Source organism: Pseudomonas sp. GM48 (assembly GCF_000282335.1).
Classification (GTDB): domain Bacteria; phylum Pseudomonadota; class Gammaproteobacteria; order Pseudomonadales; family Pseudomonadaceae; genus Aquipseudomonas.
In genome coordinates, this window is record NZ_AKJM01000085.1 from 31246 (window position 1) to 46613 (window position 15368).

Sequence of the window (15368 nt, forward strand, 5' to 3'; positions counted from 1 at the left end):
CGGCTTTTTCCTGGCAAGGACCGTCAGTCATCTGGTCGATAACCTGTGGGAGCGGGCTTGCTCGCGAAGGCGGTGGATCAGCCAATGAAGTATCGACAGACACACCGCTTTCGCGAGCAAGCCCGCTCCCACACTGGATTTCAGTGGCTCAAGGGGTGAGTTGCGCCAGATACGCCCACGGATAAATCCCCCGCTCATGGCCATCGCTGAAGACCAGTTGCAGGCCATAGCCCTGCGAGTGCAATTCGATCACACGAACCCGTGCATCAACCATCGGGGTCAACCCGCGCAAACGAAACGCCCGGCACTGCGAACACGGGCACTGGCGACGCAGTTCGGCGTGATCCAATACCTGTTCGCGGCCATCGGGCCAGTTCAGTCGCAACTGCTGTTTGCTGCGGGAATTGCCAATCGCCAGCGGGTTCATTGCAGTTGACTCAAGGCAATGCGCACGGCCTTGCGCACTTCCGGGTCGCCGTCGTCTTGCGCGGCCTGCAATGGCGCGACGGCGCTTCGATCGTTCAGCTCCCCCAAGGCCAAAGCGGCTTCCTTGCGCAGGTTGCTGATGCGGTGGCCGAGGGTGTCGATCAGCGCATCGAGCGCCGGTCCATAACGCAAGCGGCCGAGGCTGCGGGTAGCGCGCAGACGCACCTGCCAGTAATCGTCACCCAAGGCGTCGATCAGGGCCGGGCCGGCGTCGAGGTGGCCGACCTTGCCCAGGGTGGTGGCGGCTTCTTCGCGGACTTGCCAGGCATCGTCCCGCAATGCCTGTCGCAGGGCCGGCAGCACCTGCGCGTCAGACGCCAGGCCCAGCGCCCCGGTGGCGGCACGCCGCACGTCGGTGTCCGGGTCGGCGCTGGCCAACCGCGCCAGGGCCGGCAAGGCATCGAGTTGCTTGAGCCAGCCGAGCACGCCCACCGCCTCGCGACGCACGCTGGCGCTTTCATCGTCCAGCGCCCGGGCAGCCGCGTCGGCGGCATCGGGGCAACGCAGCTCGCGCAACGCCCTGAACGCGGCAATGCGTACGCCAATGTCGGCGTGCCCGGTCCACGGCAGAATGACCCGGCCCGCCGCTTCGCTCTTGAGCAGGCTGAGGCTTTGCGCAGCGGCCGCCTGCACCGCCGGGGATGGATCCGTCAGGGCCTGGCACAACGCTTCGACCACGGGCTCGTCCTCCCAGGCTTCCAGCAACCGCGCAGCTTCGGCGCGAACGTCTGCCATCGGGTCTTCGGCCAGTCGATTGATCAACCACTGCAGGCCGTCCGGTTCCTCAAGGTCAGCCAGCTCGATCAGTGCGATCCGGCGCACGCCGGGGTCGTCATCGGTCAGGCGCGGTTGCAAGGCAAGAATGTCGTCGTTATCGGTTACATCGAATAGTGAGGTCATAGGGCAAATCGCGGCAGTTTGTTTTCAGGGGGAAGTCCGAGCGGGTTCAGACGCGGCAGTTGCCGGCCGTCTTCGTGCCGCAGGAGTTCGAGGCAATGGCGCTTCAGATGCGAAAATTCAGGGCGGGTCACCAGCTCCGTGCTGCGCGGCCGGGGGAAGTCCAGGCGCAGGTCTTCGATGATTCGCCCGGGGCGCGAGCTCATGACCAGCAAGCGGTCGGCGAGGAACAGCGCTTCGTCGATGTCATGGGTGACAAACACCACGGTGGTGCGAATGCGCGTCCAGATATCCAGCAGCAGTTCCTGCATGTTCAAGCGAGTCAGGGCATCGAGGGCACCGAAGGGTTCGTCCATCAGCAACAGGCGCGGACGGTTGACCAGCACCCGGGCAATTTCCACCCGTTGCTGCATGCCGCCGGAGAGCTGATCGGGCCAACGCCCGGCAAAGCCTTCAAGGCCCACCAGCGCGAGGATTTCATCCGCCGCCTTGTGCCGTTCGACCTTGCCAACACCGCGCATTTTCAAGCCGAACGCCACGTTGTCGCGCACCGTGCGCCACGGAAACAGGGTGTGCTGCTGGAACACCATGCCGCGTTGTGGCGATGGCCCCGACACTGGCGCGCCATCCACGTTCAAGGTGCCGGTGCGCGGTTGCAGGTGGCCGGCCAGCGCGCCGAGCAAGGTGGACTTACCGCAACCGGACGGCCCGAGAATGCACACGAACTGCCCCGGTTCGATCTGGCAATCGAGGCCCTGCACCGCTTCGAAAGCCGCGTGGCCCTCGCCCAGGCTGATCGACAGCCCGCGAATATCGATACGCCCTTCCAGGTGTTGAAAAACGCTCATCAGGCTTTTCCTCGCGGTCGGTGCCAAGGCGTGAAGAGCCCGCCCAGGCGCTTGATCAACAGGCTGCTGCCCATGCCGAGCACGCCGATCAGCAACATGCCGACCACGATGTCGGCGTAGTTCTGGATGGTGTAGGACTCCCAGGTGTAATAGCCGATGCCGAATTGACCGGAGATCATTTCCGCCGTCACCAGGCAGAACCACGAGGTGCCCATGCCGATGGCCAGGCCGGTGATGATGCTCGGCGCCGCGCCCGGAAGAACGACCTCCAGCAGGATTGCCCGGCGCCCTGCCCCGAGGCTTTTCGCCGAGGCGATCAGCCGAGGGTCGACGCCTTCGACGCCGTGCACGGTGTTGAGCAGAATCGGGAACAGTGCGCCGGTGAAGGTGATGAACACCATCGACAATTCCGACGAGGGAAACATCAGAATCGCCAGGGGAATCCACGCCACCGCCGGGATCGGGCGCAGCACTTCCAGGGGTGGCAGCAATAGATCTTCGGCCCATTTCGAGCGGCCGATGGCCAGGCCCAGGGCCACGCCAATGATCAACGCCGCAAGGTAACCGGCGAACACCCGGCCGAGGCTGCTGCCCAGGTGCTGGGCAAGTTTGCCCGAGTCGCCAAGGCCTAGGGCGGCTTCAATGACCGCCATGGGTGTCGGGACGTTGGCGAAGGTCACCAGGCCAAGGTTCCAGTGGTGGCTGGCGGCGAGTTGCCAGAACAGCAGGCAGAGCAGCAGTGAAGCGGCTCTGGGAATCCAGCGCGCAAATGGTCGGTACACAATTCTTCCTCTCAACCCTGGACCCTTGTGGGAGCGGGCTTGCTCGCGAAAGCGGTCGGACATTCAACATTGATGTCGACTGACCCACCGCTTTCGCGAGCAAGCCCGCTCCCACATTTGATCGAGTCGTTCCAGGTGTTAGCGGGCGGCCACGGCCTGTGTGGTGGCATCGGCGAAGTCGAACACTTTGCCGCCCTGCGCCGTGGCGAACTGTTGGGCCTGGCCTTTGAGCAAGAACGCATTGAATTGCCCCTTGGCATCAGTGGCAAACCACGCCTGATCCGCCAGCAACTTGATCCCGCTGTCGCTGGCCTGGGCGTACACCGCGCGGATGCTCTTGCCTTCCTGTTTCAACGCTGTGAGCGCGGTAAATGCCGCTTGCGCCGAGGCGTATTGACGAACCTTCGGCTCGCCACGCACCCAGATTTCCGCCACGTGGCTGAAGTCGGTGATGGCTTTGCCGCTGGCGGCATCGACGGCCTTGAGCGGCGTCTGCTGGTAATTCCCAAGCTGCACGCTGTAGTCCAGGTTCGAGGCCTTGAAGGCGGCGCGGATGTACTGGTCGTCGATGAAGGTGTTGAGATCGAGACCGCGATCGGCCTTCTTCAACAACTTGAGGGTATCGATGGCGGTGCCCACGGCCTGACGGTATTCCGGTTTCCAGCTCAGGTCGCGGGTCTGCACGCCGAGGGGGCCGTGGAACAGGTAATTGACCTCGGCATCGACCCCGGTGACCTTGGCGATCAGCTCGCTGTATTTCTCCGGTTCAGCCGCCAGCAGTTGGTTGGCTTCGATACTCGCCCGCAGGTAAGCGACGACGATTTCCGGATATTTTTTCGCATAGGCCTGATCGACCAGCGCTCCGTGGAAGGTCGGCGCGTTGGCCTGGGAGCCGTCATAAATCTTGCGGGCGAAACCACGGCTCGGGAACAGTTCGGCGAAGGGTACGAAGTCAGCGTGAGCATCGATCTTGCCAGCCTGCAACGCGGAACCGGCGACTTCCGGCGGCTGGGCGATGATGTTCACGTCCTTGAGCGGGTCCCAGCCCTGGGCCGCGACGGCGCGCAGCAACAGGCCATGGGCAGTGGAGGCGAACGGTACGGAAATGGTCTTGCCTTTCAGCTCTGCCAGCGACTGCACGCCCGATGCGCTCGGCACCACGATGCCGTTGCCGCTGCCCTTGATGCTGCCCGACAGTACGCTGATGAACAGGCTGTGCTTGCCCGCCGTTTCGAATGCCACTCCGTTGAATGCACCGGGGAAATCGGCCATGGCGCCGAAGTCGAGTTTACCGGCCACCATCTCGTTGGTCAGCGGTGCGCCGCTGGTGAAGTTTTTCCACTGCACCTCGTATTGGGCGTCTTTGTAGGGGCCGTCGTGGGGCAGGTATTTGTCCAGCAGGCCGAGTTCGCGAATCAACAACCCGCCAGCAGCGCAGTTGATGGTGGTGTCCTGGGTGCCGATGGCAATGCGGATGGTTTCGGCCGAGGCCGACAGGGTGAATGAAGCCAGTACCAGACCGGCCAAAGCTGCACGCAACATCATGAGTGTTTCCCCTCGAATCATTTATAGGATGTTCGTCTCCGCCACGATCAGGGCGCGGTGGGAAACGAGGGGTGTTTTGAATCAGGCGTCCGGTGGTGGCCGGATGGCTTTAAATATTTCCCCTGTGCGAGCGGGCTTGCTCGCGAAGGCGGTCTGACATTCAACATTGATGTCGACTGACCCAACGCTTTCGCGAGCAAGCCCGCTCCCACATTTGATAGTGTTTCAGCGCAGCAAATACGGGATCTCGACTTTCACGGCGCCGGTCGGGCAGTCCTTTTCACAGGGCATGCAGTACCAGCATTCGTCGAACGCCATGTAGGCCTTTTGCGTGGCCGGGTTGATCGCCAGCAGGTCCATCGGGCAAACGTCGACGCACACCGTGCAGCCTTTGTGGGCGATGCATTTGTCTTCATCGACCGTGACCGGTGCGTTGGAGCGGAAGAAGATTTCCTGGGGTTGGTAAGCCATGTTCGGTCTCTCTTTTGTGGTCGGCATCAAGCCGCATCGGCACCGACCCGCAACCGGTCGTAGGCCTGCATCTCGTCGGCATCCAGCGGGATGATGTAAGGCTCGACGGCTTTCCTGAAACTGCTCATCAAACCGTTCTCGTCCTTCTTCAGGTGGCAATGGCAGAACCAGTCGCGGTCGTTGCGCTGCGGGTGATCGACGCGATGGTGGTACAGCCCCCAACGGCTTTCGGCGCGGAACAATGAAGCGCGGGCGGCCATTTCGGCGCAGTCGCGGATCATGCTGACTTCCATGGCGCGCATCAGTTCGTGGGCGTTGTGGGCCTTGATCTGGTCGAGATCGCGCTGGATGTCACTGAAGCGTTGCAGGCCAATCTGCATCTTCTTCGTTACTTTCGGCGGTTGCAGGTAGTCGTTGACGAAGCGCCGCAGCTTGTATTCGACCTGGGCCGGTGGCAGGCCGTGTTCGCGGTCCAGCGGTGCATAGACCCGCTGTTTTTCGCTTTCGATCTGCGCGGCATCCAGCGCGGAAAACTCGCGCCCGGCGACAAAATCCGCCGCGTTGTTGCCGGCGAACCAGCCGTAGGTGAACGCACCAAGCATGTAGTTGTGCGGCACCGCCGCCATGTCCCCCGCCGAATACAAGCCCTTGACCGAAGTTTCGGCCTTCTCGTTGACCCACACACCCGAGGCCGAATGCCCGCTGCAAAAGCCGATCTCGGAGATGTGCATCTCGACCATCTGCGTGCGGTAGTCGGTGCCACGATTGGCATGGAACTGGCCGCGACTCGGACGCTCGTTGCTGTGCAGGATCTCTTCGATGTTCTGGATGGTTTCCTCGGCCAGGTGATCGAGCTTGAGGAACACCGGACCATTGCCGCTTTCCAGCTCCTGGTGGAATTCCCACATCATCTGCCCGCTCCAGTAGTCGCACTCGATGAAGCGCTCGCCCTTGTTGTTGGCGGTGTAGCCGCCCAAGGGACCGGTGACGTAGGCGCAGGCCGGGCCGTTGTAATCCTTGATCAGCGGGTTGATCTGGAAGCATTCCAGGTTCGCCAGCTCGGCTCCGGCGTGGTAGGCCATCGAGTAGCCGTCGCCGGCATTGGTCGGGTTTTCGTAGGTGCCCATCAGGTAACCGGAGGACGGCAACCCCAGGCGCCCGGCGGCACCGCAGGCGAGGATCACCGCCTTGGCCTTGATCACATGGAAGTCCGCCGTGCGGCAATCGAAGCCCATCACGCCGTTGACCGCGCCCTCTTCATCCGTCAGCAAACGGGTGCACACCAGGCGATTGGTGATGCTCACCCGCGCGCGCTTCAGTTGCCGGTAGAGGACTTTCTTGATGTCGTGCCCTTCCGGCATCGGCAACACATAAGCGCCCATGTGGTGAACCTTTTTCACCGCGTAGTCACCGGTTTCGTCCTTCTCGAACTTCACGCCCCAACGATCCAGTTGCTCGATGGTTTCGAAGCTGTGGGTGGCATAGGCGTACACCGCGGCCTGGTTGACGATGCCGTCGTTGGCGATGGTGATTTCCTTGGTGTATTGCTCAGGTGTCGAGTGACCGGGAATGATCGCGTTGTTCAGGCCGTCCATGCCCATGCTGATCGCGCCACTGCGCTTGACGTTGGCCTTGTCGATCAACAACACCCGCAGGTCGCGGTTGCGTTCCTTGGCCTTGATCGCCGCCATGGGGCCGGCGGTGCCGCCGCCGATCACGACGATGTCGTATTCCTGCTCCAACGTGCTGCGCGTCATGCCTGATCCCCTTTGTGCCGGTCGATCCGCAGGCGGTACTGGAAAGCATCGCCACGGTAGTAAAGGTGCTCGAAGTCCAGCGGGCGACCGTCGACATCGTGGGTCAGGCGCTCGATACGCATGATCGGCGAACCGGGCTCGACGTTCAGCGCATGGGTCAGGTCGCTGTCGGCCAGTACCGCATCGATGGCCAGATCGGCGTGTCCCAGGGCCAGGCCGCAGTCGTTTTCCAGGATCAGGAAAATGTCGCGGGTGACCAGGTCGGCTTTTTCCAGGCGCTCACCAACGGCTTTGGGCAGGTAGGTGATTTCAAGGGAAATCGGCTCGCGATTGATCAGGCGCACCCGTTTGATCTGCGCCACGGTCTCGCCTACGGCGACCTGCAAACGCTCGGCCACCCGCTTGTCGGCGGCTATGAATTTGAAGCTGCGCAGACGGTTGATCACCTCGTAGCCGCGACCGGTCATGGACTCGGCCAAGCCTTGCAGGGTGCCGACGTTCTGGAAGGTTTTCGGCTTGGCGACGAAGGTGCCCTTGCCGTGGATCCTGAAAATCAGCCCTTCCTTTTGCAGGTCACCCAGGGCCTGGCGCACGGTGATGCGGCTGACTTTGAACAACGCGCCGAGTTCGCTCTCGGAGGGCATCTGGCTATCTTGCGGGTATTCACCGTCGAGGATGCGAGCACGCAGTACGTCTCGCAGTTGTGTGTGCAACGGGACGCTGCTCAGGGATAGAACGTTATCGGTCATGGCAGATCACTTGTTATAACGAGTTATGACGTGATCTTAGAGAGGTTATGACAAGCTTGAGAAATATCGAATGAGCATAAGGTTAGATGCGCGACGCAAGAACAAATGTGGGAGCGGGCTTGCTCGCGAAGGCGGTGTGTCAAACAACATTGGCGTCGACTGACACTCCCTCTTCGCGAGCAAGCCCGCTCCCACAAGGGGATATGTGTGGTCTGAAGGATCAGTGGCGCTTGAGGATCTGGTCCATCACCCAATCGGTCTTCAGCGCCTGTTCGGCCATGGCGGGATGCTGCGCCCCACCACGAATATGCGCATTCATGCCCATTACGTGGTGCCACTGAATGTGCGCGTGATGCTCGATGTTCAGGCTGAGGTGTTCATCGGCATGCAACTCGACCGGGTGTTCATCGAACACTGAAAAAGTGATCCGGCCTTTGCTGCCAATCACTTCGACACGGTCTTCGCGGCGGTCTGCAACGAAGTTCCAGCAACCCATCCCCAGTGCCCCGCTGGCAAACCGCCAAGTGGCGCTGACGGCATCTTCTGCCGCGTACAAACCGGCCTGCCGTGCGGTAAACCCGGCGACTTCGACGATATCGCCGAACAGATACTGAAACAGGTCCAGGCCATGGCTGGCCAGATCCGCAAAGTAACCACCGCCGGCAATCGCCGGGTCGGTGCGCCAGTTATCAGTGCCGTTCCGATCCGCTGCCGACGGAGCTTTGGTGAGCGTCCAGGTCAAGTGCCGGACCTCGCCGATCCGCCCCTCCTCCAGCCATTGCCGCACTTGCCGGAAGCGTGGCAGCGAACGTCGGTAATAGGACACGAACAGATGCAGCCCGGCATCGGCAAACACCTGCTGCATTTCACGGCTTTGCCCGGCATTCAGCGCCATCGGTTTTTCCACGCAGCAATGCTTGCCGGCGGCGGCCACCTGCAAGGCGTAAGCGTGATGACTGTCGGGCGGCGTGGCGATGTACACCGCGTCGACCTCGGGATCGTTGATCAGCGCTTGCGCATCGGTGTAGACCCGCGCGATGCCGTGGCGCGCGGCATAGTCGGTGACAGCGTCCAGGCGCCGCCCCATCACCGCCACCAACGCCGATCCAGGCGCCTTGTAGAAGGCCGGCCCGCTTTTGCGTTCAGCGACACTGCCACAACCGATCATGCCCCAGCGCACCACGTTCATAGGCTCTCCCTGATGCTCAGCCGATGCGCAATGCGCGCAGGTCCAGTCGACCGTCCTTGAGTGGCGGACACCAGTAGTAGCCACCGGTGACCGGACGGCTGATGCGGTACAAACCGTCGGTGATGCCGTCTTCCAGGCCACTCATGCGGCGCAGTTGGGCTTCGAAGGCGTCGAGGGAAAAACCAAAGGCCAGGAACATCAGGCCGGCACGGTCGCCTTCGATCCACGGCATCGAACGGCGCACCACGAACGCTTCAGGCGCAAAGCTTTCCTGGGCAGTACGTTTGACGTGGGCGGAAACCGGCGCATCGTCGATCTCTTCGTTGTCACTCAAGCGGCGGCCCATGATGTTGTCTTTTTCATCCGCCGACAGCCCATGGAAACCTTTCAAGTCATGCTGCCACTGCTGGATCGCGGCAAAGCTGCCACCCACCGTACCGTCGGCGCCCTCACCCACCAGGGCGGCGGTCACGGCGGCTGCGTCGTGGGGGTTCTCGGTGCCATCTTCGAAGCCGGTCAGGTCATGCCCGGTCTTATGGCGGAAGGTTTCGTTCATCTGCACCAGGCGCAACGCCGGGGCCAGTGCCGCTTCGATGGCGTTGCTGCGGTTGAGCAACTCACCACGGTCTTCACCGTGCAGCCAGCACCAGAGCGCGTGTTGGGTCGACGGATTGTCGACACCGACGCCAGTCAATGCCGGAAAAGTTCGCAGGCCATCGATCTGCCCATCCAGCGCCTTGACCAGGGGTTCGCCGAAGCCGACGACAGCCGATTTGCCGTCCACAAGTTGCATCAAGTTGTCGAGTGCGACCGGCAATGCTTCGACGGATTCGAGGGCGAAGAACATATGGCGGGCTTGAGGCGGAACGGGGGTGGCGAGAATGCCCGGCTGGTAATGGCTCATATGAACTCCTTGAAAAAGAGCATGGAGTTTAACCGGAGTACGAGGATTTGTGTGCCGTCGGAGGACAGGAACCTGTGGCAAAGGGGGGCTTCTGTGGCGAGGGGGCTTGCCCCCGTTGGGTTGCGAAGCAGCCCCAAAACCTGCCGACGCGGTATGACTGAAAATGTAGGGGAGCGCTGCGCGCTCCAACGGGGGCAAGCCCCCTCGCCACAGAAGCCCACTCACTACAGAAGCCGCTCACCACAGAAGGATCAGACTACGCCGGGGCTTTCGTTGCGGAACGCACTCGGGCTCATGCCGGTCCAGCGCTTGAATGCCCGGCGAAAGCTGCGCACGTCGCTGTAACCGACTACTTCGGTAATGCGTTCGATGGACATGTCCGGGTTGGCCAGCAGGCTCATGGTGCGAGCCTGGCGCACTTGTTCCAGCAGCGCTTCGAACGTCAGCGCGTGTTCGGTGAGGCGACGGCGCAAGGTGCGGCTGCTCATGTTCAGGTCACTGGCGATTTTCTCGATGTGACTGCCCTCGGTCAGGTCCCGGGCAATCGCCCGTTCCACCGCCTGGATCAAATCCATTTTCTGGTGCACCTGCGCCGCTTCCAGCTCGAGCAGTTTCACTGCCTGACGCAGGGCCAGGGAATGGTGATTGGGCAAGTGCACGTCCAGCCAATACGCATCGATCACCATGCGGTTTTGCAGGCCTCCAAAACGCACGTCCGGCCCCAGCAGACGCGAGTATTCGCCGAGATAGTCCGGCGCGGCATGCATGAACTCCACGGCCACCGGTTTGAAATCCGCCCCGACCAGCGCCCGGCCGTACACCAGCAGGCTGGCGAAAAACTCCTCGACCGCGAACAACTGCACGTCGGTGAACGGCAAGCGGCATTCAACGTCGACAAACACCCGATCACCCGCCTCCTCCACACTCGACACGACAATACCGCCGGAGGTGTGTTGATGGCGAATGCCCAGTTCAAAGGCATCGCGCAGGGTCTTGCACAGCGACAACACATGCCCCAGCAACCCCAGCGTACCGAGCACATTCTGCGCGCCGACCCACAGGCCCAGCCCCTGATTGGGCAAGACTTTGAGTGCGCGCTGAATCATGGCCACGGCCTGGCGATAAGAAATACGCTGCGCCGGGTCCTGGAGGTCTTCAACGCTAAAACCCAACCCTCGACACAGGCTTTCGGGGTTGATGCCTTTTTGCTCGACGACTTCGGCCAGGGTTTGCAGGAGAAACGGCGACACCAGCGCCAGTTCAAAGGTGGGATCGATCACTTTCATTTGCATGGGGCCATACATTCCGGGTCGAGCTGCATTCTTATTTTTGTTACCGGTTATGTCGAAAGAAGTTAGCACAGGGTTCAAACACTGTCCGCAGAAGTCCCCCTAAATGGCCGCCAATACCCTGCCTTGCAGGGCGCGGGCAGCTTATTTCTATGTGGCGGCCCGCGTATGGACGCCGGAAAGCCCGCTAACAATAATAATGAGTGCACCCATGATCCCGACCCGCACGACATTTCCCCTGATGGTCATCTGCCTCGCCAGCGTCTGCGCCCTGCAACCGGCATTGGCCACCGAGGCTGGCGTGGACAATATCGGCCCTGGCACCGACGGCTTTTTCATGTTGCCGCTGGAGCCCGACAGCCTTCCGGACAACATGGTTGCGTTCAACCTCTACTACAACCACTACAAATCCACGAAGCTGAACATCAGTTCGCTCGGCGGCAAGGTGCCGAACGTCGACATCGAATCCACGGCGGTCATTCCGCGCCTGGATTACCTCAGCCCGGTGCGCGTGTTTGGTGGACGGCTGGCGGGCTACATCGCGCAGCCCTGGCTCAAGCAGGAAGTCGCGGTGTTCGGCTTGCAGGACACCCGCGAAGGCATGGGCGACACCACTATTGCGCCGATCATTCTTTGGGACATGGGTAAAAACCTGACCCTCGGCGCCGCCATTGAAGTCACCGTGCCGACCGGCGAATACAGCGTTGATCGCCTGGCCAATACCAGCAACAACTTCTACACCTACAAACCGCTGTTCTCCTTCACCTGGCTGCCGACGGACAGAACCGAGGTGTCGATGAAGACCACGTACAGTTTCAACGGGAAAAACAAAGACACCGATTACAAGTCGGGGCAGATTTTCCACTTCGACTATTCGGCCAGTTTCAAAATCACTGACGACCTGATGCTCGGATTGAACGGCTACTACCTGAAGCAAACCACCGACGACAAACAATTCGGCCACACCGTGCAGTTCAATGGCCAGGACGTGAACGACGGGGTGCGCGGGCAGGTGTTTGCGATTGGCCCGGCGCTGCACTGGACCTTTCTCAAATACGCCAGCGCGGAGATTCGTTGGGCCAAGGAATTCGACGTGGAAAACCGGCCCGAAGGGGAAATGCTTTGGGCGAAGGTCAGCATTCCCTATGCGTTTTGACTGAGCTGACGCTTTCGCGAGCAAGCCCGCTCCCACAGGGTGCAGCGTTGTCCTTGTGGGAGCGGGCTTGCTCGCGAAGGCGATGTACCAAACACCCAACAAATATCAGGAATACACCGGCCAGGTATCAACAATCCTTCCCCCCCGAACCGCCAGCAAATCCCCAAACTGCAACAACACCGACTCTGTCTGGGCCGGGCGCAAGAACACCTGATCCTCAACCGTCAGCCCCACCGCCGCCGAACCATTGACCATTTCCTGGTTCGAGCTGCGGCCATACACCCCATTACTCTGCAACCCCGGTGGCGATTCGAACTCCGCCATCCAGTTACCGCCATAGATAAAAAACGTCTCGCGCTGATTGGTGTCCCACCAGGAAAACAGCCTGGACCGGTCATCCAGCGCCGGAATATTCACCACCCCGGTGCTTTTCAACACCGGCGTGGCGATATAAGCGGCTGGCACATGCTCCACCAGTGACGGCAAATCATAGTGAGTGGGCTTGAGCATCGCTGTCCCCACCGAAACTTCGCTGCTGAGCTGTTCGTGCTCATGCATGCGATAACTCGGGCTGCCGGCCGTATTGAGGGTCAGCCCTTCGTGCCACAAACCGGGGTATTGCTGACGCGTGAAATCGACGCAGCGGATGTAAATCACCATCACATTGGCGAACAGCTCTTCTGGCGAGCCCAGAACCCCCGGCACGCCCATGCCCACGAACGGGTCGTAGCCCATGAACCCGGCGAACTCCAGGTGCTGCGGGTGCTGGCTGATCAGCGCCAGCATCTGCCCGAGTACGCCAAGGTCGCTGACGCCACCGCGATGCAGCCCGACATCCAGTTCGATGTTCACCCGCACTCGCGTGCCCAGCCCCTGAGCCAGGGCGAGGTATTGCTGCAAACGTTCCGGCGTATCGAGCAACCATTGCAATTGCTTCGTCGGGTCAAAAGGCCCCCTGTGCGACTGATAAAACAACTCGGCCGAACGCACCGGCAGCGGCTTGCCCAACAGAATGTCGGCCTCGGGAAACTGTACGGCGTCATGATTGAGAAACGGCTGGTGAAACGACATCAAGCGTTGCGTGCCGGCGCGCTTTGCGATGTAGGCCAACAGCCCCGGTGCCGGCAATGATTTTTCCACCAGACGCAGGTATTTGCCGCTGCGCTTGACCGATTGCCGCACCACATCGATGTTGTGATCCAGCCGATCAAGATCGATCAGTACTACCGGTCGCATCGGACCGTGATCCTTGAGTTCGCGGTTCAGCGCGCGGAAATAATCGCTGTACGGCGCACCTCGGTCACCCGGCCGCAGCCACGCCCCGACACCCACCAACAAGGCGCCGATGCCGGCGGCTCCGAGCAAAAAATTGCGGCGATTGACGGCCATCAGCTCACCCCCAGAATGGATGACAAATGCGCATTGAGGAATTTTCCGTCGGGGTCGAGTGCCTGCCGCACCTGGATGAACTCCTGCCAGCGCGGGTACAGCGGCTGCAGGTTTTTCGCGTTCAGCGTGTGCAACTTGCCCCAGTGCGGCCGGCCGTTGTACTTCCAGAAAATCGGCTCGATGGCGGCGAAGAAATTGTGATGATCCATCTGGTAATGCTGGTGGACCGAGATCGAACAGCTGTCGCGGCCTTCGAACATGCTCAGTGGAATGTCGTCGGCCTTGACGTAACGGTATTCAATTGGAAACCAGGTGCGCAGGTCTTTGTCCTGGATCAGCTTGAGGATCTCGCGCAAACAGGCCGGGCCGTATTCGGCGGGCACGGAATATTCCATCTCGTTGAAGCGCACCGTGCGCACATTGGCGTAGATGTCGAACGAGTCGCCCACCCGGTCATCGAAACTGGCCAGGTGGCGCAGGTTATTGAGCATGGTGCGGCGCAGGTCCGGGAAGTCACTGGCGTACTTGTCGATCTTCTCGATCATCGAGACAAACTCATTGCCGCCCTCCTCATCCGCCGGGACCGGCGGTGTGGCCGGGTCGGTGGTTTCGTTCAGGGCAATCGAGAGGGCGTAGTCGGAGTGGGTCACCACGAGCATTTCCCAGTGCTGGTTTTCCCGGGTGTTTTTGTCCAGGTCCTCCAGCAACTCTTCAGTTTTGGCAATCCACTGGCGCTCCCTCAGGCGATACGCCGGACGGTTTTGCAGACGAATTTTCGTGGCTACCCCGAGTGCGCCTAGCGACACCCGCGCCGCGTTGAACACCTGCGGATGACGCGTACTGTCACAGTCCAATACCTCGCCAGTGGCGGTCACCCACTGCAAGCCGCAGACATGCGCCGAATAAGATTGAAAATTCTTGCCGGTACCGTGGGTCGAGGTCGAGATCGCGCCGGCAAGGGTCTGGTAATCGATATCGGCCATGTTTTGCAGGGCCTGGCCGATGTCTTTGAGCGGCGTGCCCATGCGTGACATCGGCGTGCCGGCGGCGAACTCCGCTTGCAGGGTTTCCGGATCGTGATCGAGCAAACCCGTGAAATAGCTCAGCGACAGCAAGGTGCCGTCGGTGGGCACCAGTGCGCTGAAGGAATGCGCCGAGCCCACCGGACGAACCTTGCCAGGGGCCTGGCGCAGCACTTGAGTCAACTCATCCAGGTTCTTTGGCGCCAGCCGTGCCGCCGGCAGGCAACTCTGGCCGCCCGACCAGTTGCGCCAGGGAATCAGCCGTGGCGCGCGCAGCAGCCCGGCCAGTGCCGGCGTTGAGCCGAGCGCGGTAAAGGCGCCAATGACACTCGCCCGTTGCAGCAACTGACGCCGTGTTAAATCCATCGTCATGAATCGCACCCTGCCGTTCTTATTGTTGGATTTTCTGGCCAGACATAAAGGCAATCAGCGCCAGGAACTGTTCCTGCGAACACTGCATGCACATGCCCATCGGCGGCATACCGTTGTAACCGTTGATCGCGTGATCGAGCAGCATGTCGGTCCCCTGCAACACCCGTGGTTCCCAGGCCTTCAGGTCGCCGGTCAGCGGCGCCCCGGCCGCCGGGTTGGCATGGCAAAGCTTGCAGCTGTTGTCGTAGACCTGCGCCAGCTCGGCGTCGGCGGGCCTCGCGGCGCCTGCTTCGCTGCGGGTCGGCGGGTTTTTCGACTCTTCGCCGCACCCCGCCAGCAACGCCACAAAGAGGCACCCCACCCCGGCCAAACAAAGGCTAGGCTTTTCAGTTAATCGGCTTGCCCGCATGGCTGTCCTCTCATTGGCTGCCCGGTCAGCCGGGTGCAGCTTTTTTGTTGTGATCAAGGAGAGGTCAACACTAAGGCACCCCGCGTGGACAGGTTGAGGGCAT

The 15368-nt window shown here is 61.3% G+C and carries 15 protein-coding genes; 1 reads left to right on the forward strand and 14 read right to left on the reverse strand.

Going from position 1 to position 15368, the window contains the following annotated elements; translation table 11 throughout:
• Positions 1 to 148: 148 nt before the first annotated feature.
• The 11 genes from PMI28_RS13245 to PMI28_RS13195 all read right to left on the reverse strand — a co-directional run bounded on the left by PMI28_RS13245 (position 149) and on the right by PMI28_RS13195 (position 10920).
• Positions 149 to 427 (reverse strand): DUF971 domain-containing protein, encoded by a 279-nt coding sequence (locus PMI28_RS13245; RefSeq protein ID WP_007987464.1) that lies wholly within the window; start codon positions 425 to 427, stop codon positions 149 to 151.
• Positions 424 to 1386 (reverse strand): HEAT repeat domain-containing protein, encoded by a 963-nt coding sequence (locus PMI28_RS13240; RefSeq protein WP_007987465.1) that lies wholly within the window; start codon positions 1384 to 1386, stop codon positions 424 to 426. The genes PMI28_RS13245 and PMI28_RS13240 overlap by 4 nt, the downstream gene beginning before the upstream one ends.
• Positions 1383 to 2231, reverse strand: a complete 849-nt coding sequence (locus PMI28_RS13235; protein WP_007987466.1) for an ABC transporter ATP-binding protein — start codon at positions 2229 to 2231, stop codon at positions 1383 to 1385. Before PMI28_RS13235 ends, PMI28_RS13240 begins: the two co-directional genes overlap by 4 nt.
• Positions 2231 to 3013, reverse strand: a complete 783-nt coding sequence (locus PMI28_RS13230) for an ABC transporter permease (RefSeq protein ID WP_007987467.1) — start codon at positions 3011 to 3013, stop codon at positions 2231 to 2233. The genes PMI28_RS13235 and PMI28_RS13230 overlap by 1 nt, the downstream gene beginning before the upstream one ends.
• A gap of 138 nt (positions 3014 to 3151) precedes the next feature.
• Complete coding sequence (locus tag PMI28_RS13225; protein WP_007987468.1) at positions 3152 to 4558, reverse strand: ABC transporter substrate-binding protein; 1407 nt, start codon at positions 4556 to 4558, stop codon at positions 3152 to 3154.
• Between the two features lie 225 nt (positions 4559 to 4783).
• Positions 4784 to 5029 carry a 4Fe-4S dicluster domain-containing protein gene (locus PMI28_RS13220; protein WP_003180418.1) on the reverse strand — a complete coding sequence of 82 codons (246 nt, stop codon included), beginning with the start codon at positions 5027 to 5029 and terminating at the stop codon, positions 4784 to 4786.
• A gap of 26 nt (positions 5030 to 5055) precedes the next feature.
• On the reverse strand, positions 5056 to 6786 hold the full coding sequence (locus tag PMI28_RS13215) for a fumarate reductase/succinate dehydrogenase flavoprotein subunit (protein WP_007973338.1): 1731 nt from the start codon (positions 6784 to 6786) through the stop codon (positions 5056 to 5058).
• Positions 6783 to 7535 (reverse strand): GntR family transcriptional regulator, encoded by a 753-nt coding sequence (locus tag PMI28_RS13210; protein ID WP_007987469.1) that lies wholly within the window; start codon positions 7533 to 7535, stop codon positions 6783 to 6785. Before PMI28_RS13210 ends, PMI28_RS13215 begins: the two co-directional genes overlap by 4 nt.
• 220 nt (positions 7536 to 7755) lie before the next feature.
• Complete coding sequence (locus tag PMI28_RS13205; protein ID WP_007987470.1) at positions 7756 to 8724, reverse strand: Gfo/Idh/MocA family protein; 969 nt, start codon at positions 8722 to 8724, stop codon at positions 7756 to 7758.
• A 16-nt stretch (positions 8725 to 8740) separates the two neighbouring features.
• A complete protein-coding gene (locus tag PMI28_RS13200; protein ID WP_007987471.1) occupies positions 8741 to 9628 on the reverse strand; it encodes a Dyp-type peroxidase in 888 nt (295 codons plus the stop codon).
• A gap of 251 nt (positions 9629 to 9879) precedes the next feature.
• Positions 9880 to 10920, reverse strand: a complete 1041-nt coding sequence (locus PMI28_RS13195) for an AraC family transcriptional regulator (RefSeq protein WP_007987472.1) — start codon at positions 10918 to 10920, stop codon at positions 9880 to 9882.
• Positions 10921 to 11158: 238 nt separating this feature from the next.
• Between PMI28_RS13195 and PMI28_RS13190 the strand changes: the two genes are divergently transcribed.
• Positions 11159 to 12073, forward strand: coding sequence for a SphA family protein (locus tag PMI28_RS13190; RefSeq protein WP_443200725.1), 915 nt, complete (start codon positions 11159 to 11161; stop codon positions 12071 to 12073).
• 105 nt (positions 12074 to 12178) lie between these two features.
• On the opposite strand, the gene PMI28_RS13185 is transcribed toward PMI28_RS13190, so the two are convergent.
• From PMI28_RS13185 to PMI28_RS13175, 3 genes are all read right to left on the reverse strand, one after another.
• Entirely contained in the window at positions 12179 to 13387 is a 1209-nt protein-coding gene (locus tag PMI28_RS13185) for a DSD1 family PLP-dependent enzyme (protein WP_162130413.1), read from the reverse strand.
• Positions 13388 to 13461: 74 nt separating this feature from the next.
• Entirely contained in the window at positions 13462 to 14856 is a 1395-nt protein-coding gene (locus PMI28_RS13180) for a D-arabinono-1,4-lactone oxidase (protein ID WP_007987475.1), read from the reverse strand.
• Between the two features lie 19 nt (positions 14857 to 14875).
• On the reverse strand, positions 14876 to 15265 hold the full coding sequence (locus tag PMI28_RS13175; protein WP_007987476.1) for a c-type cytochrome: 390 nt from the start codon (positions 15263 to 15265) through the stop codon (positions 14876 to 14878).
• Between the last annotated feature and the right edge of the window lie 103 nt (positions 15266 to 15368).

Bases quoted from the DNA above. Each gene is read 5' to 3' on its own strand.
- PMI28_RS13210 (WP_007987469.1), bottom strand. From the start codon at position 7,535: ATGACCGATAACGTTCTATCCCTGAGCAGCGTCCCGTTGCACACACAA.
- PMI28_RS13220 (WP_003180418.1), bottom strand. From the start codon at position 5,029: ATGGCTTACCAACCCCAGGAAATCTTCTTCCGCTCCAACGCACCGGTC.
- PMI28_RS13175 (WP_007987476.1), bottom strand. From the start codon at position 15,265: ATGCGGGCAAGCCGATTAACTGAAAAGCCTAGCCTTTGTTTGGCCGGG.
- PMI28_RS13205 (WP_007987470.1), bottom strand. From the start codon at position 8,724: ATGAACGTGGTGCGCTGGGGCATGATCGGTTGTGGCAGTGTCGCTGAA.
- PMI28_RS13215 (WP_007973338.1), bottom strand. From the start codon at position 6,786: ATGACGCGCAGCACGTTGGAGCAGGAATACGACATCGTCGTGATCGGC.
- PMI28_RS13195 (WP_007987472.1), bottom strand. From the start codon at position 10,920: ATGCAAATGAAAGTGATCGATCCCACCTTTGAACTGGCGCTGGTGTCG.
- PMI28_RS13225 (WP_007987468.1), bottom strand. From the start codon at position 4,558: ATGATGTTGCGTGCAGCTTTGGCCGGTCTGGTACTGGCTTCATTCACC.
- PMI28_RS13235 (WP_007987466.1), bottom strand. From the start codon at position 2,231: ATGAGCGTTTTTCAACACCTGGAAGGGCGTATCGATATTCGCGGGCTG.
- PMI28_RS13200 (WP_007987471.1), bottom strand. From the start codon at position 9,628: ATGAGCCATTACCAGCCGGGCATTCTCGCCACCCCCGTTCCGCCTCAA.
- PMI28_RS13190 (WP_443200725.1), top strand. From the start codon at position 11,159: ATGGTCATCTGCCTCGCCAGCGTCTGCGCCCTGCAACCGGCATTGGCC.
- PMI28_RS13240 (WP_007987465.1), bottom strand. From the start codon at position 1,386: ATGACCTCACTATTCGATGTAACCGATAACGACGACATTCTTGCCTTG.
- PMI28_RS13180 (WP_007987475.1), bottom strand. From the start codon at position 14,856: ATGACGATGGATTTAACACGGCGTCAGTTGCTGCAACGGGCGAGTGTC.
- PMI28_RS13245 (WP_007987464.1), bottom strand. From the start codon at position 427: ATGAACCCGCTGGCGATTGGCAATTCCCGCAGCAAACAGCAGTTGCGA.